The sequence below is a fragment of the Croceicoccus marinus genome (assembly GCF_001661675.2).
GTDB classification, from domain to species: Bacteria; Pseudomonadota; Alphaproteobacteria; order Sphingomonadales; family Sphingomonadaceae; genus Croceicoccus; species Croceicoccus marinus.
Genome location: NZ_CP019602.1, coordinates 2,246,587 through 2,270,747 on the forward strand (window position 1 = coordinate 2,246,587; position 24,161 = coordinate 2,270,747).

The 24,161-nt window shown below is 64.7% G+C and carries 22 protein-coding genes; 17 read left to right on the forward strand and 5 right to left on the reverse strand.

What is annotated here, in order from left to right; genetic code table 11:
* Positions 1 to 48: 48 nt before the first annotated feature.
* From A9D14_RS10755 to A9D14_RS10795, 9 genes are all read left to right on the forward strand, one after another.
* Positions 49 to 2,106 carry a PHA/PHB synthase family protein gene (locus A9D14_RS10755; protein WP_066846244.1) on the forward strand — a complete coding sequence of 686 codons (2,058 nt, stop codon included), beginning with the start codon at positions 49 to 51 and terminating at the stop codon, positions 2,104 to 2,106.
* A gap of 231 nt (positions 2,107 to 2,337) precedes the next feature.
* On the forward strand, positions 2,338 to 3,456 hold the full coding sequence (locus tag A9D14_RS10760; protein ID WP_066846246.1) for a phasin family protein: 1,119 nt from the start codon (positions 2,338 to 2,340) through the stop codon (positions 3,454 to 3,456).
* 196 nt (positions 3,457 to 3,652) lie between these two features.
* A complete protein-coding gene (gene clpS / locus A9D14_RS20065) occupies positions 3,653 to 4,087 on the forward strand; it encodes an ATP-dependent Clp protease adapter ClpS (RefSeq protein WP_232468502.1) in 435 nt (144 codons plus the stop codon).
* Positions 4,088 to 4,289: 202 nt separating this feature from the next.
* Positions 4,290 to 5,504 carry an LptF/LptG family permease gene (locus A9D14_RS10770; protein ID WP_232468938.1) on the forward strand — a complete coding sequence of 405 codons (1,215 nt, stop codon included), beginning with the start codon at positions 4,290 to 4,292 and terminating at the stop codon, positions 5,502 to 5,504.
* The gene (gene lptG / locus A9D14_RS10775; protein WP_066846251.1) at positions 5,494 to 6,591 is read left to right on the forward strand and encodes an LPS export ABC transporter permease LptG; all 1,098 of its coding nucleotides are present in this window, start codon (positions 5,494 to 5,496) and stop codon (positions 6,589 to 6,591) included. Before A9D14_RS10770 ends, lptG begins: the two co-directional genes overlap by 11 nt.
* An 83-nt stretch (positions 6,592 to 6,674) precedes the next feature.
* Positions 6,675 to 6,956, forward strand: a complete 282-nt coding sequence (locus A9D14_RS10780) for a hypothetical protein (RefSeq protein ID WP_066846254.1) — start codon at positions 6,675 to 6,677, stop codon at positions 6,954 to 6,956.
* A 238-nt stretch (positions 6,957 to 7,194) separates the two neighbouring features.
* Positions 7,195 to 8,031, forward strand: coding sequence for a sterol desaturase family protein (locus A9D14_RS10785; protein ID WP_066846257.1), 837 nt, complete (start codon positions 7,195 to 7,197; stop codon positions 8,029 to 8,031).
* A gap of 15 nt (positions 8,032 to 8,046) precedes the next feature.
* Entirely contained in the window at positions 8,047 to 9,228 is a 1,182-nt protein-coding gene (locus A9D14_RS10790) for an N-acetyltransferase (protein ID WP_415877335.1), read from the forward strand.
* A gap of 166 nt (positions 9,229 to 9,394) precedes the next feature.
* Entirely contained in the window at positions 9,395 to 9,829 is a 435-nt protein-coding gene (locus A9D14_RS10795) for a response regulator (RefSeq protein ID WP_066846263.1), read from the forward strand.
* A gap of 293 nt (positions 9,830 to 10,122) precedes the next feature.
* On the opposite strand, the gene A9D14_RS10800 is transcribed toward A9D14_RS10795, so the two are convergent.
* Positions 10,123 to 10,848, reverse strand: coding sequence for a Crp/Fnr family transcriptional regulator (locus tag A9D14_RS10800; protein ID WP_198302004.1), 726 nt, complete (start codon positions 10,846 to 10,848; stop codon positions 10,123 to 10,125).
* 213 nt (positions 10,849 to 11,061) lie between these two features.
* Here A9D14_RS10800 and A9D14_RS10805 point away from each other — a divergent pair, with 213 nt between their 5' ends.
* Positions 11,062 to 11,859 carry a response regulator gene (locus A9D14_RS10805; protein ID WP_066846267.1) on the forward strand — a complete coding sequence of 266 codons (798 nt, stop codon included), beginning with the start codon at positions 11,062 to 11,064 and terminating at the stop codon, positions 11,857 to 11,859.
* Between the two features lie 123 nt (positions 11,860 to 11,982).
* Here A9D14_RS10805 and A9D14_RS10810 read toward each other — a convergent pair whose 3' ends face one another.
* A complete protein-coding gene (locus tag A9D14_RS10810) occupies positions 11,983 to 13,707 on the reverse strand; it encodes a CHASE domain-containing protein (RefSeq protein WP_083988046.1) in 1,725 nt (574 codons plus the stop codon).
* A 427-nt stretch (positions 13,708 to 14,134) separates the two neighbouring features.
* On the opposite strand from A9D14_RS10810, the gene A9D14_RS10815 reads away from it, so the two are divergent.
* From A9D14_RS10815 to A9D14_RS10825, 3 genes are all read left to right on the forward strand, one after another.
* Positions 14,135 to 14,341 carry a NepR family anti-sigma factor gene (locus A9D14_RS10815; protein ID WP_087910498.1) on the forward strand — a complete coding sequence of 69 codons (207 nt, stop codon included), beginning with the start codon at positions 14,135 to 14,137 and terminating at the stop codon, positions 14,339 to 14,341.
* A gap of 89 nt (positions 14,342 to 14,430) precedes the next feature.
* Entirely contained in the window at positions 14,431 to 15,024 is a 594-nt protein-coding gene (locus A9D14_RS10820; protein ID WP_066848941.1) for a sigma-70 family RNA polymerase sigma factor, read from the forward strand.
* A 43-nt stretch (positions 15,025 to 15,067) separates the two neighbouring features.
* Complete coding sequence (locus A9D14_RS10825; RefSeq protein ID WP_083988047.1) at positions 15,068 to 16,279, forward strand: AI-2E family transporter; 1,212 nt, start codon at positions 15,068 to 15,070, stop codon at positions 16,277 to 16,279.
* A gap of 93 nt (positions 16,280 to 16,372) precedes the next feature.
* Here the strand turns inward: A9D14_RS10825 and A9D14_RS10830 are convergent, their stop codons facing one another.
* Both A9D14_RS10830 and A9D14_RS10835 read right to left on the reverse strand, forming a co-directional pair.
* A complete protein-coding gene (locus tag A9D14_RS10830; RefSeq protein ID WP_066846273.1) occupies positions 16,373 to 16,990 on the reverse strand; it encodes a superoxide dismutase in 618 nt (205 codons plus the stop codon).
* Between the two features lie 108 nt (positions 16,991 to 17,098).
* Positions 17,099 to 18,331: a dicarboxylate/amino acid:cation symporter gene (locus tag A9D14_RS10835; RefSeq protein ID WP_066846274.1), complete on the reverse strand. Its 1,233-nt coding sequence runs from the start codon at positions 18,329 to 18,331 to the stop codon at positions 17,099 to 17,101.
* 196 nt (positions 18,332 to 18,527) lie between these two features.
* Here A9D14_RS10835 and glmM point away from each other — a divergent pair, with 196 nt between their 5' ends.
* The 3 genes from glmM to thiD are packed head-to-tail and all read left to right on the forward strand — an operon-like array spanning position 18,528 to position 20,834.
* Positions 18,528 to 19,859: a phosphoglucosamine mutase gene (gene glmM, locus A9D14_RS10840; protein WP_066846277.1), complete on the forward strand. Its 1,332-nt coding sequence runs from the start codon at positions 18,528 to 18,530 to the stop codon at positions 19,857 to 19,859.
* Positions 19,860 to 19,870: 11 nt separating this feature from the next.
* On the forward strand, positions 19,871 to 20,074 hold the full coding sequence (locus A9D14_RS10845; protein ID WP_066846280.1) for a DUF1272 domain-containing protein: 204 nt from the start codon (positions 19,871 to 19,873) through the stop codon (positions 20,072 to 20,074).
* 10 nt (positions 20,075 to 20,084) lie between these two features.
* Positions 20,085 to 20,834: a bifunctional hydroxymethylpyrimidine kinase/phosphomethylpyrimidine kinase gene (gene thiD, locus A9D14_RS10850; protein ID WP_066846283.1), complete on the forward strand. Its 750-nt coding sequence runs from the start codon at positions 20,085 to 20,087 to the stop codon at positions 20,832 to 20,834.
* On the opposite strand, the gene A9D14_RS10855 is transcribed toward thiD, so the two are convergent.
* Positions 20,831 to 21,799 carry an LOG family protein gene (locus A9D14_RS10855; RefSeq protein WP_083987866.1) on the reverse strand — a complete coding sequence of 323 codons (969 nt, stop codon included), beginning with the start codon at positions 21,797 to 21,799 and terminating at the stop codon, positions 20,831 to 20,833. The genes thiD and A9D14_RS10855 overlap by 4 nt on opposite strands.
* Before the next feature lie 206 nt (positions 21,800 to 22,005).
* On the opposite strand from A9D14_RS10855, the gene A9D14_RS10860 reads away from it, so the two are divergent.
* Entirely contained in the window at positions 22,006 to 24,153 is a 2,148-nt protein-coding gene (locus tag A9D14_RS10860) for a TonB-dependent receptor (protein ID WP_066846286.1), read from the forward strand.
* Positions 24,154 to 24,161 lie beyond the last annotated feature (8 nt).

Below are 24,161 nucleotides of genomic sequence, written 5' to 3' on the forward strand. Positions count from 1 at the left end.
CACCATGGAACTTGCAAGCAGACACAGCGCCCGGGACGGAAGATTGCCATGGCCACCAAGCGAAAGAACGGCACCAGCAGCGACATGGCGAACGGCGATTCGCCGGATGGTAAGGCGCCCGAAACGGCCTACGCCCTGCCGTCGTCCCTGTTCGCGGGCCCCTTCGCCCCGCTGATGGAGGGGCCGATGCGCGACATGATCGCGCTGCAGTCGCAGGCCGCGCAGCAGATGATGAATGCGTTCTTCCCGCCGCAGACGCCCGGGGAAGCGGAAGACGGCGAGCCGGCGGAGGGCGAGACGGCGAGCGGCGAGACGGGGGACGGCGAGACGGGGGACGGGACCGAGACCGACTGGAACGAGATCGTCACCAGGCTGACCGCGATGTGGCAGGATTTCGCACGCCAGAACCCCGCGATGGCCGCCAGCGGCCTCGCCGATCCCTCGCGCTGGATGGAGATGGCCGGGCAATGGATGGCGCAGTTCACGCCGGGGCAAAACGATGCCGCCAATCGCGCCTTTGCCGACATGCTGGCCTTGTGGGAAACGATCATGGGCCAGTTCATGGCCGCGGGCGCCGATCCCGCCAGTCTCGCGGACCTGCCGGGCCTGCCCCGGTCGGACCGGCGCTTTGCCGATCCGCAGTGGCGCGACAATCCGGTGTTCGCGATGCTGCACCAGGCGTATCTGATGGCCGCGGAGCAGATCATGGACGCCGCCGCCCGCGCCGAAGGCCTGCCCGCCGACCGCAAGATGCAGCTGTCCTTCTTCACGCGCCTGCTGACCGAGGCCATGTCGCCTGCGCATTTCCCGCTGACCAATCCGGTGGTGATCGCGCGCACGCTGGAAACGGGCGGCGAGAACCTGGTCAAGGGCATGTCGCACTTCCTGGCCGACCTTCAGGCGGGCCAGCTGACCCATACCGACAAGACCGCCTTCACCATTGGCGAAAATATTGCCGCGACGCCCGGCAAGGTGGTGCATGAAACGCCGCTGTTCCAGCTGATCCAGTACACCCCCACGACCGACAAGGTGCTGTCGGTGCCGCTGGTGATCTTCCCGCCGTGGATCAACCGTTTCTACATCCTCGACCTGACCCCGAAGAAAAGCTTCGTGAAATACTGCCTCGACCAGGGGATCAGCACGTTCATGGTCAGCTGGAAATCGGCGGATCCCTCGATGGCCGACATCGGGTGGGAGGATTACGCCGCCGCCCAGGTCGAGGCGATCGATGCGGTGCGCGAACGGCTGGGCGTGCCGGCAGTGCACGCGATCGGCTATTGCGTGGCCGGGACGACGCTGGCCGCGACGCTGGCCATGCTGGCCCGGCGCGGGGAAGACGACAGGGTGGCATCCGCGACCTATTTCACCGCGCAGGTCGATTTTTCCGAAGCGGGCGAGCTGAAGGCCTTCATCGACGAGCAGCAGCTGGCCACCGTCGATTCGCTGGCGACCGAAGGCTTTGTCGACGGGCGCTATCTAAGCCTGGCGTTCAACCTGCTGCGCAGCCCCGATCTGCTGTGGGCCTATGTGATCAACAATTACCTTCTGGGCGAGGACTACAAGCCTTTCGACCTGCTGTACTGGAACGGGCATGGCACCAATCTGCCCGCGCGGTTCCACCGCGAATATCTGCGGCAGCTCTATCACGAGAACCTGCTGGTCGTGCCGGACGCGATCACGCTGAACGGTACGCCCATCGACCTGCGGAAGATTAAGACGCCCAGCTTCATCCAGGCAGGCCGCGAAGACCACATCGCCCCGGCAAGAAGCGTGTGGAAGCTGACGGAGCAGTTTTCCGGCCCGATGGAATTCATGCTGGCCGGATCGGGCCATATCGCCGGGGTCGTCAATCCGCCGGAGGCGAGGAAGTACCAGTTCTGGGCCCTGCCCCGGCCTAAGGGCAAGACAAAGGCTGCGGCCCTGCCGGACAGTCTCGAAAGCTTCCTCGACCAGGCGGTCGAGACGCCGGGCAGCTGGTGGGATCACTGGCTTGGCTGGATTCGCGATATTGACGCCGATGAAGTAAAAGCGAGCGGCAAGCGCAAGCCCGGCGGACGCGGCGACACCGTCATCGAAGATGCGCCGGGCCGCTATGTAAAGGGCTGATTCTTTTCGAGGATCCGGCACAAGCCGAATCGGTTTTCGGATTTTATGCTGCACCTTCGGCCGAGAATTTGTGCACTGCACAAAATTCTTTTGACGAAGCCTGTTAGAATCGCTATTGTGCACCGCAACATCGCAGCAGAAATCTTGCGATGAACGTGCCGGGCTACAGCCAATTCTCCGGATCGGCACGAGGGAGACTACCCCCGGACTGAGAACGCGAAGGTGTTTGCCATGGCAGACGACAAGCAGGATACGAACGCCCCCAAGGCCAATGGGTCCGGGACAAAGAAGACCTCACCCGGCAAGGGTGCGCGAAAGGGTCCTCGCCGCAAGGCCGCAGCCGGGAAACCGGCGCCCGCGAAGCCTGCACAGCAGAAGACCGTGGCGCAGATCCCCGAAAAGGCGGATGCTGCAAAGCCGGTCGCCGAGACGCTGAAAGCGCAGCAGCCCGAACCGAAGCCTGCCCAGCAGGCCGCGCAGAAATTCGCGGTGCCCGAAGGCAAGCCCGATGAACTGCCCGCACCCGATACGGATGCGCTGAAGGTGGAAGCATCTTCGCAGGCGATCGCCACGGCGAAGGAATCGGCGCCGTCCGAACCGCCCGCGAAGACCGCTGATGCCCAGCCTGCTGCGTCCAAGTCTGCTGCGTCTAAGCCTGCTGCGTCCAAGTCTGCTGCGCCCAAATCCGCAGCGACCGCGCCCGCTCCATCCAAGCCCGCTTCGAAGGAAGCCGCCGCGACGCCGGCCGCTCCGAAAGAGCCGGAGGCTGAAAAACCTTCCCGGACCGTGGAAAAGGCGCCGCTGGCCGCCACGACTTCGGCCGCTCCGGCACCCAAACAGCCGGAACCGACCACTTCGGGCAAGCCATCCTCCATTCCGCCAGCAAGAAAACCTAATATCACGCAGGAGTTCGTTAAGATGACCGACGCTGAAATGATGACCCAGTCGTTCCAGAGCGCCATGGCCGAAATGACCGCCAAGTCGCAGGACGCCTACAAGAAGAGCAGTGAGATGTTCAAGGAAGCCGGTGAGTTCACCAAGGGCAACCTTGAAGCCATGATGGAATCGACCAAGATCTTCGCTGCCGGCATGCAGGAAATGAGCAAGGCCGCTGTCGCCGACAGCAAGTCCGAGTTCGAAGCCCTGACGGCCGAGGTGAAGGAAATGGCGTCGGTCAAGTCGCCGACCGATTTCTTCCAGATGCAGAGCGCGCTGCTTCGCAAGAACTTCGACAAGGCCGTTGCCATGTCGTCGAAGAACACCGAAGCCATGCTGAAGCTTGCCAATGACGCGGCCCAGCCGCTGTCGACGCGCATGAGCCTCGCCATGGAAAAGATCAAGGCCGCCTGATCGGCTGCCTTTGGATGCGCGCCCCGCGCGCATCACCGGATCGGGCCGGGTACGCGTGGCGTATCCGGCCCTTTTCGTTGCGATCCCGCAGGGTCGGCGGCCGATCCTGCCAAATCCGGATCAACCGCCTCTTGTATGGCGGGCCCTCGATACGATATTCTGCCAAATGATGATGCTTTCCCGATCCGATTCCCCTTTGGCCGACCCGAACGGGGCCATCGACGGCAGGCTGGCCGATCGTGACGCGTGCCCTGGCGCCCCTATCACCCGCGCGACCGGCCCGGTATGTTCCGATGAGGGCGGCGACGATCCGTCGGACGGCGGCAAGGGCGGCGCGGGACAGGTCGGTATCGCCACCCGCACCCGTGCCAAGCCCAAGAAGCCGAGCCAGTTCAAGGTGCTCATGCTCAACGACGATTACACGCCGATGGAATTCGTCGTGATGGTGCTCAAGCGCTATTTCCGCATGGACATGGAGCAGGCGACCCGCGTGATGCTCCACGTGCACCAGCGCGGCGTGGGCGTCTGCGGCGTCTTTCCCTATGAAATCGCCGAGACCAAGGTGAACCAGGTCATGGATTTCGCCCGCGCGAACCAGCATCCCCTGCAATGCACGCTGGAAAAGGACTGAATGCCCGCGCCGGTGTGACGACATTCAAAAAGGATGGCGGGCAAAAAGGGTGACGGGCGGGGCGTGACCTTCCGCCCCGATGCGGTTAAGGCGGCACAACCCTGATGCCCTGACGGGCCGCCTGCCAACGCCGAAAGCTCGACCGGACTTGTTCAAGAACTTCATCACCGACGTCGACCGCTACATCTTCAAGCTCGTGCTGATGCCGATGCTGGGGACGCTGGCGCTGGCCGCGTCGCTGCTGATCCTCGACAAGATGCTCCGCCTGTTCGAGGTGGTGGCCGACGAAGGCGGGCCTATCGGCGTGATCTTCCGCATGCTGGCGAACCTGCTGCCCGAATATATGAGCCTGGCGATCCCGCTTGGCCTGATGCTCGGCATCCTGTTTGCATTCCGCAAGCTGGCGACAAGTTCGGAACTCGACGTGATGCGCGCGGTCGGGCTTGGCTATACGCGGCTGCTGCGCGTGCCCTATCTGATTACGCTGGCGCTGGTCGCCCTGAACTTCGTGCTGGTCTATTTCGTCCAGCCTGTGGCGCGCTACGACTATTCGCGGCTGACGTTCGAACTGCAATCGGGGGCGCTGGGCGCGTCGATCAAGGTGGGCGAGTTCACTACGCTCGAGGATCGCACCGCGCTGAGGATCGAGGAGAGCCGCGACAACGGGCGCGAATTGTCGGGCATCTTCGCGCGCGTAACGCAGCCCGACGGCGACATGCTGTCGATTTCGGCCCGGCAGGGGCAGTTCCTCGCCAACGAGGATGAGCCCAACACCATTATCCTGCGCCTGACGGACGGGACCATCGTGCAGGACCAGCGCGCGATTCCCACGCCCCGTGTGCTCAGCTTCGCCAGCTACGACCTCCCCATCGACCTGCCCGAGATCGAGCGGTTCCGCACACGCGGCGGGGCGGAGAAGGAATATATCCTGCCCGAATTGCTCAACCTGGGCTGGAACAAGAATATTCCAAAGGAACTGCGCAACCAGACACTGGCCAGCCTGAATTTCCGGCTGGTCGAGGTGGTGATGATGCTGCTCCTCCCGCTGCTGGCGGTGTCGCTTGCCATTCCGCCCAAGCGGTCCAGTTCCACGCTTGGCGTGTTCGTGTCGATCGTGATGGTCGTCGCCTATCACAAGGTGAACCAGTACGGCGAGGATGTCGCGGCACTGGGCCTTGTCAGCCCGCTGGTGTCGCTGTGGGTGCCGTTCGTTCTGTTCGCGGCGCTGATCGCGTGGATGTACTGGCGCGTCGCCTACGTGCCGGGCGGGCAGGCGATCGGCTGGCTTGAAAAGGGCGCGGCCTTTGTGGCCAAGCGCTTCATGGTGATCTTCCGCCTGCTGAGGTTCACCGGCAACCGCGAACTGGCGGCCAAGGCGCGCGCCGCGCACGATGCGGAGCAATCGCGTGCAGCTTGATTTCTTCCCGTCCAAGCGGCTGACGATCTACCTCGCCAAGATGTTCGCGGTCCGCATCTTCGCGGTGCTGGCCATGCTGGTGCTGGTGCTGCAGATGCTGGACCTGCTGGGCACCAGCGGCGACATCCTGGCCGCCCCCGGCAACGGACAGGGCGAGCTGTGGACCTATGTCTCGCTGCGCGCGCCGCAGCTGGTGGCGCGCTTCCTGCCCTATTCGGTGCTGCTGGCGACGATCATCACGCTGGCCACATTGAACCAGAACAGCGAGGTCATCGCGATGAAGGCCGCCGGCCTTTCCGCGCACCAGATCCTGGCCCCGCTGGTGGCCACCGCCGCGCTCGTCTCGCTCGCCAGCTTCGCGTTCAACGAACGCGTCGTGACCCGCTCCACCGCGACCCTGTCCGCGTGGGAGGATGCCGAATACGGCCCGATCCCCACGGGCGGCAAGACGCGCAGTAATATCTATCTGGCCGAGGGAGACGCGATCCTGTCGGCGCGTTCCGCCGTGGGAACGGGCGATGCGATGCAGCTGGTCGGCGTGACCTGGTATCGGCGCGATCCGCAGCTGATGCTTTCCGAACAATGGCGCGCCGATCGCGCGACCTATGCCAATCCCGGCTGGCGGCTGGAAAACCCGGTCCGCTTCAACATCGCCACCGCCGAGCAGGAGACCCTGTCCTCCGCCGTCGTGGCCGAGGGTATCACCCCGCGCGAGATCGCGATCAGCAAGGTCGATGCGCAGTCGCAGAACCTGTTCGACCTGACCGAATCGATCGACGCGCTCGACGCGGCGGGCCGCCGCACGCAAGAGATCAGGGGCGAATGGTGGCACAAGATCTCGGGCCCGCTTTCGGCGCTGCTGATGCCGCTGCTGGGCGCGGTCGCCGCGTTCGGACTGGCGCGTTCGGGGCAGCTGTTCGTGCGTGCGGTCATCGGCATGTCACTGGGCTTCGCCTATTTCGTGGTGGACAATGCGGCCATCGCGGTCGGGAATTTCGGCGGCTATCCGCCGTTCCTTGCCGCTTGGGCGCCCTTCCTGCTGTTTGCCCTGATTGGCGAGACGGTGCTGCTCAAGACCGAGGAATAGCGGCTTCCTTCCCGCCGCGGCGGAACAAGTTGGCGAATTGCGCGTCTAAGCCACAATTGCGCCATATTTAACGGAGTCGCACCATGAAGAATTTTGCACTGCCCGCCCTTGCCTCGTTCGCACTGATCGGCCTGTCGGCCTGCGGCGAACCGGCCGATCCGGTCACCGAAGACGAAACCATGATGACCGATCCGGGCATGACCGATCCGGCCATGACCGAACCGACCGTTCCCGCGCCCGGACAGGCTCAGGAAGGCGACAGCATGATGACTGACGAGAACACCATGGGCACCATGACCACCGATGACGAGACCACCATGACCACGGACATGGCCGAGGAACCGATGGCGGTCGAAAACGACTGATCGGATCATCTGTAATCAGTAAAAAGGGGCTGTCCGGGCGACCGGGCGGCCCTTTTGCCGTCGGGTTTCGCGCCCGTCAGTTGATATTCAGCCGTTGCATCTTAGTTACGCTGCGTGTCCCTTGCACCGGCTCAGCGCCTGGCCTTGCTGGCCAGCCGCTCTCAGCCTGTGCTAAGGGCCGCACGTTCCGGGACAAGTGCGGCATCGTGCCGCAAGTCCGCCACAAAGCATTTTGAACATGGCCAACAGCACCACAACCGCCACCCCTTCGCAGGGAGGCACCGAGAATCTCCCGTTCTGGAAGCGGTCGCATTATCTGGACAGGATGACCTTGCGCCAGCTGGTCTTCGCCTATTTCCAGCATTACACGATCATCGCCTATCTGGGGCTGACCGTGCTGTGCGTGCTGGCGTTCGCGCTCTATCCCACCACCGCACTGCGCGGGGCGGCATCGTTCGTCGTGGCACTGGTCGTCTATCCGCTGGTCTGGCACCTGCTGCACCAGTATGTCCTGCACGGGCAGTGGATGTACAAGATCAAGCCGCTGGCGGCGACCTGGAAGCGCATCCACTACGACCACCACCAGGATCCGAACCATCTGGAAGTGCTGTTTGGCGCGCTGCATACCACCGTGCCCACCATCTTCCTCGCCACCGCGCCGATCGGCTATGCCATCGGCGGGATCGGCGGCGCGGCGGCGGCCTTTGCGGGCGGCCTGCTGACGACCTGCTATTACGAGTTCATGCACTGCATCCAGCACCTGGCCTTCAAGCCGAAGTGGAAATGGGTGCAGCACATGAAGCAGCGCCACGTCGAACATCACTATTTCGACGAGGACGGCAATTTCGGCATCACGAACTATTTCTGGGACCGGCTGCTTGGCACCTATTATCAGAAGAAGGACCGGCCCAAGCGTTCGGCCACCGTCTTCAACCTGGGCTATGACGAGACCGTGGCCGCACAATGGCCCTTCGTGAAGGACCTGTCCGGCGGCATCGCATCGGGCCATCCGCGCCGCCGCGTGCAGGGCAAGGAAGGGTTCGACCCGAACGCGTCCAAGAACACGATCGCCTAGGGACATTGCCGACACATGGGTGAGATCACCGTCGCGCCGGTGGCCAGCGTAACTGTCTCGCCTGTGGCGGACAGGGCCGAGCGCAAGCAATTCGTCGATCTCGCCTACAGGCTGAACGCCGACGACCCGAACTGGATACCGCCGCTTCGCTCGGAAGCGGCGGCACTGGTCGATCCGGCGAAGAATCCGTTCTTTCAGCATGCCGACGTCCAGCTGTTCCTGGCTCGCCGCGACGGCCGGATCGTCGGGCGGATCTCGGCCCATATCGACCGTGTGGCGCTCGACATGCCGCCCGAACAGGGCTTCGGTCCCGGCTGCGGCCAGTGGGGCCTGCTTGAGGCTGAGGACGAAGCTGTCTGCACCGCGCTGATCGCACGGGCGGAGGAATGGCTGCGCGGCAAGGGCATGACCCGCGTGCTCGCCCCGATCTCGCTGTCGATCTGGGAGGAACCGGGGCTGCTGACCATGGGCCACGACCATTCGCCGATGGTGATGATGGGCCACCACAAGGCGCACTACCAGCCTTGGGTCGAGGGGCAGGGTTACGAAGCGGCCAAGATGCTGCGCACCTACGACCTCGACGTGCGGGTCGAATATCCCAAGCTGATCCAGCGCATCATCTCTTCGGGTGAGAAAAACGACAAGATCCGCATCCGCAAGGTCGACAAGAGCCGCTTCGACGAGGAAGCGGCGCTCATCCTCGACATCCTGAACGATGCGTGGTCGGGTAACTGGGGCTTCGTGCCGATCACCGATGCCGAGGTCGAGCATACCGGCAAGAAGCTGAAGCCGCTGGTGTTCGAGGATCTGATCCGCATCGCCGAGTACGAGGGCAAGCCGGTCGCCTTCATGATGACTTTGCCCAATCTCAACCGCCCGATCCGGGAAATCGGCGGCAGGCTGTTCCCGTTCGGCTGGATTAAGCTGCTGCGCTGGCTGCGCAAGCCCTATCCCGCCGACATGCGCGTGCCGCTGATGGGCGTTCGCAAGCACCTGCAAAGCTCGCGCCTCGCCAGCCAGCTCGCTTTCATGATGATCGAATATATCCGCCGCGCCGCAGTGACGGAATATGGTGCGGTTCGCGGAGAGATCGGCTGGATCCTGGACGACAACCAGGGGATGAACGCCATTGCCGAGGCGATCGACGCCCGGGTGAACCGCGAATACACGATCTATGGCAAGTCGCTCGCGCAATAGCCCTTCTTTGCCGCGGCTGCTCCGGGAACCTCCGGCCCCAGGCGCGCGTTTTCAGGTTGCGGAGGCAGAACACGCCGGATTGCCAGTCTCGGCCTATCCATCGACAATGCACCAGCCGCCATTATCAAGGGCCGCGCAAACGGCCATTTTCAGGGAACTACCAGGAATGCCGACCACCTCTGCCAGGGAGACCGATTACCGGATCGGCACCGCCTTGGTTGTGGAGGACGATCCCATCCTTGCGCTTTCCCTCGAAGACATTCTTCTTGGCGGCGGATCGCCCGAAGTGACCGTCTGTTCCAGCACGCGCCAGGCGCTTGCCGCGCTGGAACGCAAGCGTCCCGACGTGCTGGTGCTCGACGTGCATCTGGTCGACCGCGACGATGGCTGGGCAGTGGCCGAGCTGGTGAACGAACTGGGCCCTCAGGTGCCGCGAATCGTGTTTTCGACCGGCAATCCGCAGGCCATTCCCGACGGGATCAAGGAAATGGGCAAGGTGCTGGTAAAGCCCTACGCGCCCGAAGCCTTGCTCGAAGCCGTGCGCGACTCCCGTCGCACCGGCCTGTTTCAGCGCCTGCGCGGCGCTATCTCGCACGATTGATCCGTAAAATTTGGGCCGATTCTGGGCGGTGCCTGTTGCGCCGCCATTTGGCATGCGCGCAGTCCAGACAAGGGCACGGATCAACGATACGCCGGACAATTAAAAAGGCCTCCGCCCCCTTGGGTGGGGCGAAGGCCTTTCGGGATCGTATCACCAACCGCTTTGGACGGGAGGGGGTCTCGGTGGGTGACAAGCCTATAATGAACTGCCCGCAATGCGGTTCCAGCAACGTGAAGATTTTTTTGCCGCTGCGAAACCGGTAGCAAGTCGCCTGCCCTTTTCGCGGGATAACGTTATAGATAGGGCCGCGGGCCGAACAACGCCGGGTCGTAATGCACCAGTCGGCTGACTGCTTCCGGATCGGGGATCTCTATCGCGTTCAGCGACCAGCGCACCAGCCCGTCGCGCCGCAGCGATTGCATCGACCGATTGGTATGCACCAGCGACAGGCCCAGCATGTCCGCCACTTGCCCCTGCGTGACCGAAATTTCCACCCTGCCCTCGCTGGCAAGGCAAGTGCCTTCCGCGCGCTTGACGATGAACAATGCAAGATAGGCGATACGTTCGCGCGCATTGCGCTGGCCCAGCGCGACCAGATGCTCCTCCAGCGCCGACTCCTCCTTGGCGGCCAGCCAGATTACGTCATAGCCCATGTCGGGATTGCGCCCGACGAACTCGATGAAGCGGTCGCGTGGGAAAATGCACAGCCGCGCCGGGGTCAGCGCCTCGACCCCGTGCGTCATCGGTTCGTCGAGCATCGCCTGCAGCCCGACAAGATCGCCGGGGAACAGGAAGTTGATGATCTGGCGGCGTCCGTCCTCCATCAGGCGGAAACGGATCAGCACGCCCGACAGGACGGTATAGATCTCGTTGCTTCTCGCTCCCTGCGTCAGCACCTGGCCGCCGCGTTCCAGCACGATTTCTCCCTGCTTGAACGTCTCGATCTCGCGCCGGCGTTCTTCATCCATCTGCTTCAGGCCCGGACAGTCCAGCAACGGGCAGCCCGTGCATGGTGTCATCGTTTCGCCTGTCCTCATGTCTCTTTCGATCCCCCTCGCGTGCGGAATGCGCGCCCCAACCGCCCGTCCGGCGGCACTTTTCGCTTATCTCCATATTGTTTCCGTGCTTAACCGCAACAACATAAGGGATAGCGTTCGTTGACCCAGTTGCTTCGGGAACCGAAGCCTGGCGAGATCGTTGATGCCGGAACTGCCAAATAGGGAAGGGTTTTCATGTCACTTGGGGCCAAGGTTGCCGCCAATCTTCCATATCTGCGGCGCTACGCGCGCGCATTGTCCGGATCGCAGAGCACGGGTGACGCCTTCGTGCGCGCCACGCTCGAAGCGATCCTCGCCGATCCCGATCTGAAGGAAAGTCTTGCCGAAGGTGGGCGGGTGCCTCTGTACCGCGCTTTCAGCAAGCTGTGGTCAAGCGCGTTTCTGCAGGTTGCCGATGGCGACGACATGATCGGCGATCACGAGACCGCCGCGCAGGAACGCCTTGCGGTGATCACGCCGCTCAATCGTCAGGCTCTGCTGCTGACCACGCTCGAGGATTTCTCGATCGCGCAGGCAGCCCAGATCATGGATCTGTCCGAAGCCGATGTCGAAAGCCTGGTGCAGGAAGCGGTGAGCGAGATCGATCGCGAATCCTCGACCAACGTGCTCATCATCGAGGATGAGCCGTTGATCTCGATGCAGCTTGAGGATCTTGTCCGCTCGCTGGGTCACGAGATCTGCGGAACCGCGGCGACGCGCACGCAGGCGCAGGCCGTGATCGCGGAACAGATGCCCGGCCTCGTGCTGGCCGATATCCAGCTTGCCGACGGGTCTTCGGGCCTCGACGCGGTGGACGATATCCTGGCCATCGATTCGGTCCCCGTAATCTTCATCACCGCCTATCCGGAACGGCTGCTGACCGGCGACCGTCCCGAACCGACCTATCTGGTCACCAAGCCGTTCCAGGAAAGCACGGTACGCGCCGCGATCAGCCAGGCGCTGTTCTTCGGATCGAGCCGCCCGCTGCCCTGATCGCAATCACGGTTCTACGCCCGACGCCCGGAGCCTCACGGCTTCCGGGCGTTTTGCCATGTGCGGCGATCGCTTTTCAATTGCATCACGGGGCTGCCCGCCATCGGAAGCCGGTACAGGCTATCAGTCTTCCGGCGTATTCCGCGCTCGCTCCATTCGCTGCTGCATGCGCTTGGCCCGCAGCATGAATTCGCCGGGCGAGCGTACCGGGATCAGCATGGTGCAGCGCACGCCCGAAGGTTCGAACATCAGTTCGACCGGATTGCGCAGTTCGTGCGCGACGATCTTCTCGATCAGGTCGGTGCCGAAACCACGCTTGCGTTCCTGCTGGACCTCGGGCCCCCCGCTCTCGCGCCAGCGGACGCGGACGAGGTCGTCGGACACCAGTTCCCAAAGCACCTCGACCTTCCCCTCGGCAGTCGACAGCGCGCCATATTTCGCCGCGTTCGTCGCCAGTTCGTGGATGGCCAGGCCCATCGAAAGCGCATCGTTGGGCGCCAGTTCGACATGCGGTCCGTCCATCTCGACCACAGCATCGCGGCCCTGTGCATAGGGGGCCATCTCGACCTCGATCACCGAGCGGACCGGCGTCGTGCCCCATTCCGACTGCGTCAGCAGATCATGCGTCGCGGACAATGCGCGAATGCGGCCGTCGAGCGACTCGGCAAAGCTCTCAATGCTGTCGGCCCGTCGCCGCGTAAGCGAGACGATCGACAGCACGTTGGCGAGCGTGTTCTTGACCCGGTGGTTCAGTTCGCGCGTCAGGGAATTGCGGATCGCCGCCTGCTCCTCGAGCAGTTCGATCACTTGCCGCGCTTCCACAGCCTGCCGCGTCAGCAGCCAGGCGATCGCAAGCGCCAGCGTGGAACAGACCAGACCGGCGATCAGCGCGATCAGCGACAGCCGGCTCAGCGCCGCGGGCTGAAGCGATTGCAGCACCATGACCCATTCGCGATTGGCGATTTCCACTCGCTTCACCACGCTCTCGCCGCCGGGCTCGCCCGTCACGCGCGATGCCATCAGGCGGTCTGGTGCCACGACCTCGTCATAGATCGCCAGCTGGACCGGCCGGTTTTCAAGCCCCTGCAGCGCGGAATCGACGAAATCCTGCGCGTTGAACGGGCTGTAGATAAAGCCCCGCAGCTCGCGCGTATTGCCCTCGCCGGCGGTGAAGACGGGCATGTAGACCAGGAAGCCCGACGCTTCGGTACCGGCCTCTTGCTTCAGCACGACCTTGCCCGAAGCGGTGGGCCTGGCCGTTTCCTCGGCCTCGATCATCGCGCTGCGGCGAACGCCTTCCGAGAACATGTTATAGCCGATGGCAAGGCGATTGCGCGCAGTCTCAGGCTGAAGGTTGGTGACCGGCACCGCATAGACCTGGTCGGCGCGCGGCAGCGGCTCGACCTTGAAATCCGTCGCGCCGGATTCCTCCATCGCCTGTTCGAATTCCGGAATATCCGCGCCATCGACCCGCGCCGCCCAGCCGATGCCATCCGCCCCGCGGAAATTGGAATCGAGCCGCAGCTGGCCGATGAAGGTCTGGAACATCGATGGCGCCACGTTGTCCTGCGTGGCGAACAGCGCGGCGCCGGATCGCAGATAGGCCGCATTCGCATTGGCCCGGCGTTCCAGCGCGGCGGATGCTTCTACCGCCAGTTGCTCTAGATCCGCGCGGCGAGCCTCGCTCTCCGCACGTTCGATCGCCCACACGCCCAGCAGTGTCATCGTGAATATGGTAAAGAAGATCGCAAGCGGCAGCGCCCTCGGAAAGCGCGAGAACCATCGCAGCGTGCCTCCCAGGCGGCGGTCCGCGCGCGGAAAGCGCAACGCTTGCCGACCTGTCCCCATGTTCATTCCATCGGCGATTGGAACGCCCCTCGATCACTCGGCCGGCCACCGGCCGCGACCGTACATCATTCGAAAAACCCCTCGCTTTCCAGCCCGTTCCATCACGGATTCGAATTGGGCGCTCAAGCGAAGTTCACGTGCAAAGTTAGTGTGGACGGGAACAATCGTCCCCTCCTTTCGTTCCCAGTTGCAGCCCCATTTGCAAATGCGCGGTTAAGGCCGAGGGAATTTGCAGCGAAGGCATGAAGCACAGGACGCTTTGGGTGCCCCCGGAAGGGCTTGGACCTGATTGGTATTGACCCAAATGGTATCGACCGGGCCCCGGCTGGAACGTCGGGATTGCCTTTGACGCAAAGAAAGTGGAAGGCGGGTTCAGCCGCACCTAGATTTTAGAATGACAGGTCAGAACAGGGTGAAACAGGAACACATGTCAGACGAACCGATGCGCAGCCGCAAGCGCCCTGAATGGGCCGCCGGACTGCGCCAGCTGTACGACTCGGTCGTCGAGGAACCCTTGCCGGATACGTTCAGCGATCTCTTGTCCAAGTTCGACGACAATGATGACGCCGCGAAGGTCGCAAGCGAACAGAGCCAATCTTCGGATCGGACGCCGCCCAAGGGTAAAGGCGCCTGATGGCCCATCGTTCCGACGCTGCGAAGGGCAGCGAAGCCGATGCCGACGCCGACGACGGCGTCAATGACACCCACAGCAGCGAACCGCCGATGAGCGAGGAAAAGCGCGCCCGCGAGTTCAAGCGCGAGCTAACCGAAGTGATCCCACATCTTCGCGCCTTCGCGCGCGGCCTTTGCGGCCGTCCCGACCTAGCCGACGATCTGGTGCAGGAAGCGCTGATGAAAGCATGGGCCGCGCAGGAGCGTTTCCAGCCCGGCACGTCGATGCGCGCCTGGACCTTCGTGATCCTGCGCAACGCCTATCTGACCGACATGCGCCGCAACCGTTTCCGTGCCGATTACGACGAGACGGTGGCCGAACGCATCCTGACAGCACCCGCCGGACAGGAAGGCCCACTGCACCTGTCGGACATGCACCGCGCGCTGCTGACCCTTCCGCCCGAACGGCGCGAGGCGCTGCTGCTCGTGGGCGCGGGCGGCTTCAGCTATGAGGAAGCGGCAGAGATCTGCGGCTGCGCCGTGGGCACGATCAAGAGCCGGGTGGGCCGCGCCCGGTCGGCGCTGAACGCGATGCTGGACGACGGCGATATTCCGCAGCGTTCTACCAGCGACGCAGTTGCGCACAACGCAATCATGGGCGAACTCGACGACATGGCCGAACCACAGGTAAACGGGAACAACTGATTCGCGTTTTCCTCGCGGGATGATCGCCGGCCGGGGGGCCGCCATGGACGATTCTACCGAACCCAAGACTGAAAAGCTGCCTGACGGCGTCAATGCCGAGCCGGTCCTGATCGACCGGTTCGAAATCGACGGCGATGATGACAATGCCGCCAATCGCACCGTCATCTGGATCTCGCGCGACCTCAACCGGCTGGCATCGGCGCTGCTGCTGATCCTGGGCCTGGGACTGTTCCTGGCGCTGCCATTCGTGCTGTCGATCGGTTCGGTGCTGTTCCTGCCGCTGGTGACGGCGCTGGTGCTGACGATCGTGCTGTCGCCGCTGGCCGACAGCCTGTCGCGCATGGGACTGCCCAATATCATCGCCTCTTTCATGGCGGTGATCGTCTTCATCGCCATCGTGGTGATCGCATTGGCGACCATCCTGAACCCCGCCATCGCGCTGTTCGACCGGGTGCCGCAGCTTGTCGCCTCCATCGACGAGACATTCACCCAGTTCCGCGGCCAGCTCGACTGGATCAACGAGCTGAACCAGCGCATCGTAAGACTGGCCGGCCGCACCAGCGAGCGTGAGGTCGTGCTCGCCACCCCCTCGATGGTCGAGCGTGTGGCGCTGGCGACGCCGATGCTGGTGCTCGAAACGCTGCTGACCTTCCTGATGGCGTTCTTCATGATCGAGGCGCGCGTGCGCCTGCGCCGCCGGCTGCTGCTCGAACGGGCAGAGTTCACCTCATCGCTGCGTGCCGCGCGTGCGATCCGCGACGTGCAGGACCGGGTGGCGAGCTATATCCTCACCGTCGGCCTCATCAATGCGGGGGTCGGCGTGGTGGCCGCGCTGGGCGCGTGGGCGCTGGGTCTGGATGCGCCGGTGATGTGGGGCGGGCTGGCCGCGCTGCTCAACTTCCTGCCCTATGTCGGGCCGCTGATCATGACCGGCATCCTGCTGCTGGTCGGCATGGGCACGGCCGAAACGATCATCCTGGGCCTGGTGCCCGCAGGCGCCTATCTCGCGCTGCACGCGGTGGAGGCGAATGTCGTCACGCCCGCGATCCTGGGCAAGCGCTTTACCGTAAATCCGGTGCTGATCCTGATCGCGATCAGCTATTTCACCTGGATCTGGGGCGTGCTGGGCGCGCTGCTATCGGTGCCGATCCTGATCACGCTGATCGCGATCTTCCAGCACCTGGGCCATCCCAATATCGTCGGCTTCCTGTTCGGCGAACCGCTGTTCGTCCAGCCCGACGAAGGGCGCGACTGACCCCGCACCAACGACTCGCCAAGACCCGCCAACGAAAAGGGGCCGGACGTTTCCGCCCGGCCCCTTTCATTAAGTCTTCGCTGACGCGCAGCTTCAGGACGGATAGGTCCAGGTGCTGCCGCGCGCATAGTTCTCTGCCGCGAAGTCCCAGTTGATGTGGCCGGTCGAAACCGCCTTCAGATAGTCGGGACGCACGTTCTTGTGGTCGAGGTAATAGGCATGCTCCCACACGTCGAGCGTGAGCAGCGGGTTCTTGTCGCCGATGGCGAGCGTGCCCGCGTCATGCGTTTCCTCGATCGACAGCTTGCCGCTGGAATCGGCGGCGAGCCAGACCCAGCCGCTGGCGAAGTGGCCGGCGCCTGCCGACTGCAGCTTCTCGACCAGGGCGTCGAGCGAGCCGAACGCGCTGTCGATGGCCGAAGCCAGGTCGCCCGACGGCTTGCCGCCGCTGGGCGCCATCGAATGCCAGTAGAACGCGTGGTTCCAGCTCTGCGCCGAATTGTTGAACAGGCCTGAATTGCCCTTGGAATCGGCGCTGGCGATGATCTCTTCCAGCGGCGCATCGGCCAAGTCGGTGCCTTCGATCGCGGCATTGGTCTTGTCCACATAGGCCTTGTGATGCTTGCCGTGGTGCGTCTTCAGCGTTTCATCGGAAATCGCCGGGCTCAGCGCGTCGTGGGAATAGGGAAGGTCGGGAAAGGCAATTGCCATGTGTTTTCTCCTGTTGATCTCGCGGGGAGGGACTTGGGGCTCCTCATACCAATCCACAAGGGCCGATCGAGTTGCGAAAAAGGGTTTTCTGGCAGGATTTTGAAATCATCATGCGTCATTGCCCGCTGCGGCAGGCGCATGGCGATCGATCGCGCCGGTTACCGCAACATTCATCGTGACATTCGCGATGGTCCGCACGATGTCGGGCAGAACCTCGACCGCGACCAGTATGGCCAGCGGCGCGACCGGCAGACCCATCGCGATCGAGATGGGCCCGATCGCGGATACGAAGCTGATCGATCCGGGCAGCGATGCCGATCCCAGCGTCGTCAGCGATGCGACGACGATGCCTGCGAAGATCGCCGCCGCGCCCAGTTCGAAGTCCAGCAGATGCGCGGTATAGATCGCGACCGCCAGGTTCATCGCGGGGCCCGTCGCACGGAACACGGTGACGGCCATGGGCAGCACGAAATCGGCCGTATCCTCGGCAATGCCCAACCGCCGCGCCGCCGCCAGCATCGGCGGCAGGCTGGCGAGCGAGCTCTGCGTCGACAGCGCCACCGCCTGCGAGGGCAGGATTGCGCGCACGAAGGCGGGCAGCCCCGCCCTGCCCTTGATCGCGGCAATCAGATAGGCCGCCGCGAACACCGCCACGCCGATGGCCGACACGACCAGAATGTAATGCCCCAGCGTCGCCACCGCGCTAAGCCCCACATTCGCGCCCAGCCGCGCGCCCAGCGCGAACACGCCCAGCGGCGCGACCTTCAGCACCCAGCCGATGATCACCAGCATGGCATTGGCGATGCTGGCGAAGAACACGGCAATGGCATCGCGCTGGATCGGTCCCAGCCGCGTCGCCGCGATGGCCAGCGCGGCGGCGAAGATCACCACCGGTATCATCGCGGTCTCCGCCGCGGCGGCGATGATGTTGGTGGGAATGAACGATGTCAGGAAATCGCCGAACGCGGGCAGCGGCCCTGCCTCGACATTGGCGAGATCGGCGGCGAAGCCTTCCGCCACCCCTTCGGGCACGGGAAAGGCCGCCAGGATCGCGGGCGTCAGGAAGGCGGCCATGACCGCTCCCCCCACCAGGATCGACGCGAATGTGCCCAGCGTCAGCGCGGCCATGCGCCCCGCCTGCGCCGCGCGGGCCATGTGCATCATGCCTGTTATCACCAGCGATGCGACCAGCGGCACGATGGTGATCTGCAGCGCGTTCAGCCACAAGGTGCCGATCGGGCTCAGCACCGCCTCGATCCAGCCCTCTCCCCCCGCACGCCGCGCATAGGCGCCCAGCACGATGCCCGCCAGCAGCCCGCCCAGCGTCAGCCAGGTGGGCATGCGGATATCGGGCGTCTCCAGCGTGGCCGAATGGCGCGGTTTTGCGTCCGGCTGGTGCTGCGCGATGTCGTCCGGAATGATGGTCCCCCTTTCCTGCGCTGCCCGCAGGTGACATGAAGCGATTTCATGGGAGGTTTTCCATGGAGGCGCGCGGCCCCGCGTGCAAGACGCTTGATCCGAACTGAAGGCTTTCGACTTGGGACGTAAATATTTCGGCACCGACGGCATCCGCGGCCGCACCAACACCGGCAACATGACCGCCACGATGGCGATGAAGGTGGGCCAGGCGGCGGGCACCTATTTCCTGCGCGGCGATCACAAGCACCGCGTGGTCATCGGCAAGGACACCCGCCTGTCGGGTTACATGATGGAAAGCGCGATGGTGGCGGGTTTCACCAGCGTGGGCATGGACGTGGTGCTGCTTGGCCCGATGCCCACCCCCGCGGTGGCGCTGCTGGCACGGTCGATGCGCGCCGATCTGGGGGTGATGATCTCGGCCAGCCACAATCCGTTCGAGGATAACGGCATCAAGCTGTTCGGCCCCGACGGCTTCAAGCTGTCGGACGAGGACGAGCTGGCGGTCGAGCTGATGCTGGACCAGGAACAATTGCTGGTGCCGTCCAGGGACATCGGCCGCGCGCGGCGGATCGACGATGCGCGCGGGCGCTATATCCACGGGGTCAAGAACTCGCTGGCGACAGACATGCGGCTCGACGGGCTGAAGATCGTGGTCGATTGCGCCAATGGCGCGGCCTATGACGTGACGCCTCCGGCGCTGTGGGAACTGGGCGCAGAAGTGATCGCGATGGGGGTGGAGCCCAACGGCCTCAACATCAACGACGGTGTCGGTTCGACTTCGCCCGGCGCCTTGCAGGAACGCGTGGTGGCCGAAGGCGCGGATATCGGCATCGCGCTGGACGGCGATGCCGACCGGCTGATCGTGGTCGACGAAAAGGGCCGCACGGTCGATGGTGACCAGATCATGGCGCTGATCGGCCGCGACTGGAACCGCGACGGGCGGCTGCGCGGCGGCGGCGTGGTCGCCACGGTGATGAGCAACCTGGGGCTGGAACGGTTTCTGGAAGGCGAAGGGCTGTCGCTGGTCCGAACCGCCGTGGGCGACCGCTATGTGCTCGAGAAGATGCGCAGCGGCGGTTTCAACGTTGGCGGAGAGCAATCGGGCCACATGATCCTGCTCGACCATGCGACGACCGGCGACGGCACGGTCGCGGCGTTGCAGGTGCTGGCCGCGCTGGTCGCATCGGGCAAGCGGGCGAGCGAGATGCTGCATCTGTTCGATCCCGTACCGCAAGTGCTCAAGAACGTGCGCTTTGCCGGCAATCCGCTGGAAACCGACGCGGTTCGCAAGCTGATCGCCGATGCCGAAGCGCAGCTGGAAGGCCGCGGGCGTCTGGTGATCCGCAAGTCGGGCACCGAACCCGTCATCCGCGTCATGGCCGAAGGCGACGACGAGGGCGAGGTCAACAGCGTCGTCGACGCGATCTGCGACGCGGTCGTCGGGGCATAGGAGGCGAACCGATGCTGGAAATGCGCGTATCCTGCGAACGCTGCGGCGAGGCGCTGCCCGCCGAGGCGCATGGCGCCTTCATCTGCAGCCTGGAATGCACGTTCTGCGCGCCCTGCGCCGAAGCGCTGGACGACACCTGCCCCAATTGCGACGGCGAACTGACCGATCGCCCCACGCGCAGCAAGCATGTGCAGGACCACCTGGCCCGCAAATGAGCATCCCCGAATGAAAACCCCGCGCATATTGGTCATCGCCGGCTCGGACTCGTCGGGTGGAGCGGGCATTCAGGCAGACATCAAGACGATCACCATGCTGGGCGGCCATGCAATGACCGCGATCACCGCCATCACCGCGCAGAACACGCTGGGCGTTCAGGCGGTGGAGGTGCTGCCGCCCGAAATGGTCATCGCACAGGCGCGCAGCTGCATCGGCGACATCGGCGTGGACGCGGTCAAGATCGGCATGCTGGGATCGCCCGCGATTGCCGAAGCGGTCGCCGACCTGCTGGACGATGTCGACGCGCCGGTGGTGTTCGATCCGGTAATGGTCGCCACCAGCGGTTCGGTACTGGCGGACAAGGCGACGGTTGCGGCGTTCGAGCGGCTGATGGCGCTGGCAACGCTGACCACGCCCAACGTGCCCGAACTGGATGCGCTGGGCGGGACCGGGGCGCTGGCGGCAAGGGGCATCGCCTTCCTTGCCAAGGGCGGCGATGCGCCGGACGATCCGGTGACTGACACGCTCCACCGCCCCGGCCGCGATCCGCTGTCGTGGCAGAGCCCGCGAATCGACACGCGCCATACCCACGGCACCGGCTGCACCTTGGCCAGCGCGATCGCCGCGGGTCTCGGTGCAGACCTGGGCCTCGTCGCGGCGATAGAGCAGGCGCGCGCCTTCACCCGCGCCGCCATGCTGGCCGCGCCCGGCCTTGGCCGAGGGAGCGGCCCGCTGGGGCAACAGGCGGTGCGGGGCTAGACCGCCATCTTCTCGGGGATCGGGATCGTGACGGGGCACGACAGCTTGTAGAAGCCGACGATACGCTCCCACGCTTCCTCCGCCGTTTCGACGATGCGGAACAGTTTCAGGTCCTCGCGGCTGATCACGCCCTCATCCGCCAGCGCGTCGAAATCGACCACCTTGTTCCAGAAATCCTTGCCGAACAGGAAGATCGGGATCGGCTTCATCTTGCCGGTCTGGATCAGCGTGATCAGCTCGAAGAACTCATCGAACGTGCCGAAGCCGCCGGGGAACACCGCCACCGCGCGGGCGCGCAGCAGGAAATGCATCTTGCGCAGCGCGAAATAATGGAACTGGAACGACAAGCGCGGGGTGACATATTCATTCGGCGCCTGCTCGTGCGGCAGCACGATGTTCAGACCGATGCTCTCGGCCCCCGCCTCGCCCGCGCCGCGATTGGCCGCTTCCATGATGGCGGGCCCGCCGCCCGAGGTGACGACGAACTGGCGCTGCCCGTCCTCTATCACCGCGCAGGAACTGGCCATGAAGGCCAGCCGCCGCGCCTCGTCGTAATAGCGGGCCTTGGCGACCAGGTTCTCGATCACCTTGCGGCCGCGCGGATCCTCGTCGGCAGTCGCCAGCATCTCGTCGACGCGCTCGGGCGACGGGATCCGCGCGGAGCCATAGATGACCAGCGTGGAACCCACGCCCGCCTCTTCCAGCATGGTCTCGGCCTTCAGCAATTCCAGCTGGAAGCGGACCGGGCGCAGATCCTCGCGCAAAAGGAAGTCGGTATCCTGGAACGCCAGCCGGTAAGCCGGGTGGCGGGTCTGCACCGTGTCGTTGGGCGCGGCCTCGCTGAAGGCCGCCTCGTCCTCTGCGCGATAGAACTTGCGCGGCGTCAGCTCGCGGTCGGCGTGTTCGGGTTTGCCGTGCGGGCCGGGCTGGCCCGGCTCGACCGGCGGTTCCTTGCGATCGGTCATTCTATCTCCATCATCCGCCGCGGGCGCATCGCGGCCCCGGCGGTCTTGTCCCCGGCGTCTGCCACGCCCGCACCGCCGCGCCAAGAGCGCAGATCGAGACGGCCCCGATATGGCACCCGAGCTGCCGGTGAGCCGTGTCACACACACCGCTATTGAAATACATTCGCATTAGCGTTAGTCGCCCCCCGACATCAACGGGAGCACCCATGCGCGTTTCGACTTTCCAGGCCGCCGGCACTGCCAGCCTGACCCTGATCCTGGCCCTGGCCCTGGCCAATCCAGCCCACGCCCAGACGGACCCATCCGCGACCGAACCCGGCGGCGACGATATCGTCGTATCCGCCGCGCGCACCCGGTTGCCGGTCAGCGCCCTGCCCCTCACCAATGACGTCATCGATACCGAGGCGCTGGACCGCCAGCTCGTCATCTCGGGCTCGACGGTGGATGCGGTCTCGGCGCTGCTGCCCTCGTTCTCGCCGACCCGCGAGAAGCTGAGCGGAGCGGGCGAGAGCCTGCGCGGCCGCTCGCCGCTCTATGCGATCAACGGCATCCCGCAATCGACCCCGATCCGCGACGGATCGCGCGACGGCTATACCATCGACCCGTTCTTCATCGACGGGGTGGAAGTGATCTATGGCTCGAACGCCTTGCAGGGGATCGGCGGCACCGGCGGCGTGGTCAACCAGGTCACCGTTCCCGCGCCCGCCGCGGACGGCGCCACCATCCGCACGCTGGTGCAAGGGTCGGCGGCGGACGGTTTCGGGGGCGAGAGCCTGGGCGGCAAGGCCGCTGCGCTGGCCGGCTGGCGCGCGGGCGCGTTCGATGCGTCGTTCGGCGGGGCATTTCAGCGGCGCGGCGCGTTCATCGACGGGCGCGGCAACCGCATCGGCGTCGATGGCACGCAGGGCGAGATCCAGGACAGCGACAGCTGGTCCGCGTTCGGAAGGCTGGGCTACCAGCTGTCGGACGATGCGCGGCTGGAGCTGATCGCCAATCATTTCGAACTGGAGGGCAACAACAACTATGTCCTCGTCCCCGGCGACCGCGACGCCGGCGTCCCCGCATCCAGCATCAGGGGCCAGACGCCGGGCGATCCCCCGTCGAACAGGGCAGACATGCTCTCCGCCTCGTTCAGCCATGGCGATCTGGGCGGCGGCGTGCTGGCGCTGCAGGGCTTCTACAACCGCACGCGCGACGTGTTCGGCGGGGGCGTGTTCTCCACCTTCCAGGATCCCGCGATCGACCCCGCCGGCCAGCTGTTCGACCAGTCGGCCAACAGGTCGCGCAAGCTGGGCGGCAAGATCAGCTATGAACGCGCGCTGCCGGGCTATGACGATCTGGTCCTCACGCTGGGCTTCGACGCCTTGTTCGACACGACCGAGCAGACGCTGGCCCAGACCGGCCGCGCCTGGGTGCCCGAGACCGAGTTCCGCAGCCTCGCCCCCTTCGCGCAGGCCAACTGGAAGCTGCTGGACGGCGTGCTGCGCCTTGCGGGCGGCCTGCGGCACGAGGATGTGAAGCTGACCGTCGACGACTATACCACGCTGGCATCCTATGGCGGCAATCCGGTGGAGGGCGGCAGCCCGTCGTTCAGCAAGATTCTGCTGAACGGCGGCGTCGTCGTAGAACCCGTTAGCGGCGTGCGCGGCTATGCCAGCTATGCGCAGGGCTATACCATCGCCGACGTGGGCCGCATCCTGCGCGGCATCACCGATGCGGGCGTCGACATCGACGATTATGTCTCGCTCGAACCCGTGATCTCGAACAACCGCGAACTGGGGGTCGAGGTGGAGCGCGGCCCGCTAAGCGCCAACGCCAGCTATTTCTGGTCGTCCAGCGACCTCGGCTCGCGGCTGGTGCTGTCCGGCGACGGCATCTTCGAAGTGGTGCGCGCGCCCGTCGATATCGAGGGGCTGGAACTCAGCCTGAGCAGCCAGACCCCCGTGCCGGGACTGGAACTGTCGGTCGGATACAGCCATCTGATCGGGCGCACCGACGACGATGGCGACGGCGTGCTCGAAGCCGACCTCGACGGTGCCAATATCGCGCCCGATCGCGTCAATCTGGCGGCGGATTATGGCACCGGACGGTTCAGTGCACGCGCACAGGCACGCTTCTACCTCGCCCGCAGCTTCGAAGGACAGCCCGCCGATGCCGCGTTCGAAGGCTATGCGCTGCTCGACGCCTATGTCGGCTATCGCGCCGATTTCGGGCTGCTGTCGCTGGGCGTCCAGAATGCTCTCGACGAATATTACCTGACCTATGACAGCGATACCGTGCGGACCGGCGACGACAGCCGCTATTTCGCGGGCCGGGGGCGCACGATGACGCTTTCGCTGCAAAGCGTGTTCTAAGGGAGCGC

What these genes read in the sequence shown, in the direction of transcription:
- A9D14_RS10820 (WP_066848941.1), top strand. Translation starts at nt 14,431, where the DNA reads ATGAGCGAGGAAAAGCGCGCCCGCGAGTTCAAGCGCGAGCTAACCGAA.
- A9D14_RS10815 (WP_087910498.1), top strand. Translation starts at nt 14,135, where the DNA reads ATGTCAGACGAACCGATGCGCAGCCGCAAGCGCCCTGAATGGGCCGCC.
- thiD (WP_066846283.1), top strand. Translation starts at nt 20,085, where the DNA reads ATGAAAACCCCGCGCATATTGGTCATCGCCGGCTCGGACTCGTCGGGT.
- A9D14_RS10845 (WP_066846280.1), top strand. Translation starts at nt 19,871, where the DNA reads ATGCTGGAAATGCGCGTATCCTGCGAACGCTGCGGCGAGGCGCTGCCC.
- A9D14_RS10800 (WP_198302004.1), bottom strand. Translation starts at nt 10,848, where the DNA reads ATGACACCATGCACGGGCTGCCCGTTGCTGGACTGTCCGGGCCTGAAG.
- A9D14_RS10830 (WP_066846273.1), bottom strand. Translation starts at nt 16,990, where the DNA reads ATGGCAATTGCCTTTCCCGACCTTCCCTATTCCCACGACGCGCTGAGC.
- A9D14_RS10790 (WP_415877335.1), top strand. Translation starts at nt 8,047, where the DNA reads ATGGGTGAGATCACCGTCGCGCCGGTGGCCAGCGTAACTGTCTCGCCT.
- A9D14_RS10780 (WP_066846254.1), top strand. Translation starts at nt 6,675, where the DNA reads ATGAAGAATTTTGCACTGCCCGCCCTTGCCTCGTTCGCACTGATCGGC.
- A9D14_RS10785 (WP_066846257.1), top strand. Translation starts at nt 7,195, where the DNA reads ATGGCCAACAGCACCACAACCGCCACCCCTTCGCAGGGAGGCACCGAG.
- A9D14_RS10760 (WP_066846246.1), top strand. Translation starts at nt 2,338, where the DNA reads ATGGCAGACGACAAGCAGGATACGAACGCCCCCAAGGCCAATGGGTCC.
- A9D14_RS10835 (WP_066846274.1), bottom strand. Translation starts at nt 18,331, where the DNA reads ATGCCCACCTGGCTGACGCTGGGCGGGCTGCTGGCGGGCATCGTGCTG.
- A9D14_RS10855 (WP_083987866.1), bottom strand. Translation starts at nt 21,799, where the DNA reads ATGACCGATCGCAAGGAACCGCCGGTCGAGCCGGGCCAGCCCGGCCCG.
- A9D14_RS10825 (WP_083988047.1), top strand. Translation starts at nt 15,068, where the DNA reads ATGGACGATTCTACCGAACCCAAGACTGAAAAGCTGCCTGACGGCGTC.
- A9D14_RS10810 (WP_083988046.1), bottom strand. Translation starts at nt 13,707, where the DNA reads ATGGGGACAGGTCGGCAAGCGTTGCGCTTTCCGCGCGCGGACCGCCGC.
- A9D14_RS10860 (WP_066846286.1), top strand. Translation starts at nt 22,006, where the DNA reads ATGCGCGTTTCGACTTTCCAGGCCGCCGGCACTGCCAGCCTGACCCTG.
- A9D14_RS10770 (WP_232468938.1), top strand. Translation starts at nt 4,290, where the DNA reads ATGCCGATGCTGGGGACGCTGGCGCTGGCCGCGTCGCTGCTGATCCTC.
- A9D14_RS10755 (WP_066846244.1), top strand. Translation starts at nt 49, where the DNA reads ATGGCCACCAAGCGAAAGAACGGCACCAGCAGCGACATGGCGAACGGC.
- A9D14_RS10805 (WP_066846267.1), top strand. Translation starts at nt 11,062, where the DNA reads ATGTCACTTGGGGCCAAGGTTGCCGCCAATCTTCCATATCTGCGGCGC.
- A9D14_RS10795 (WP_066846263.1), top strand. Translation starts at nt 9,395, where the DNA reads ATGCCGACCACCTCTGCCAGGGAGACCGATTACCGGATCGGCACCGCC.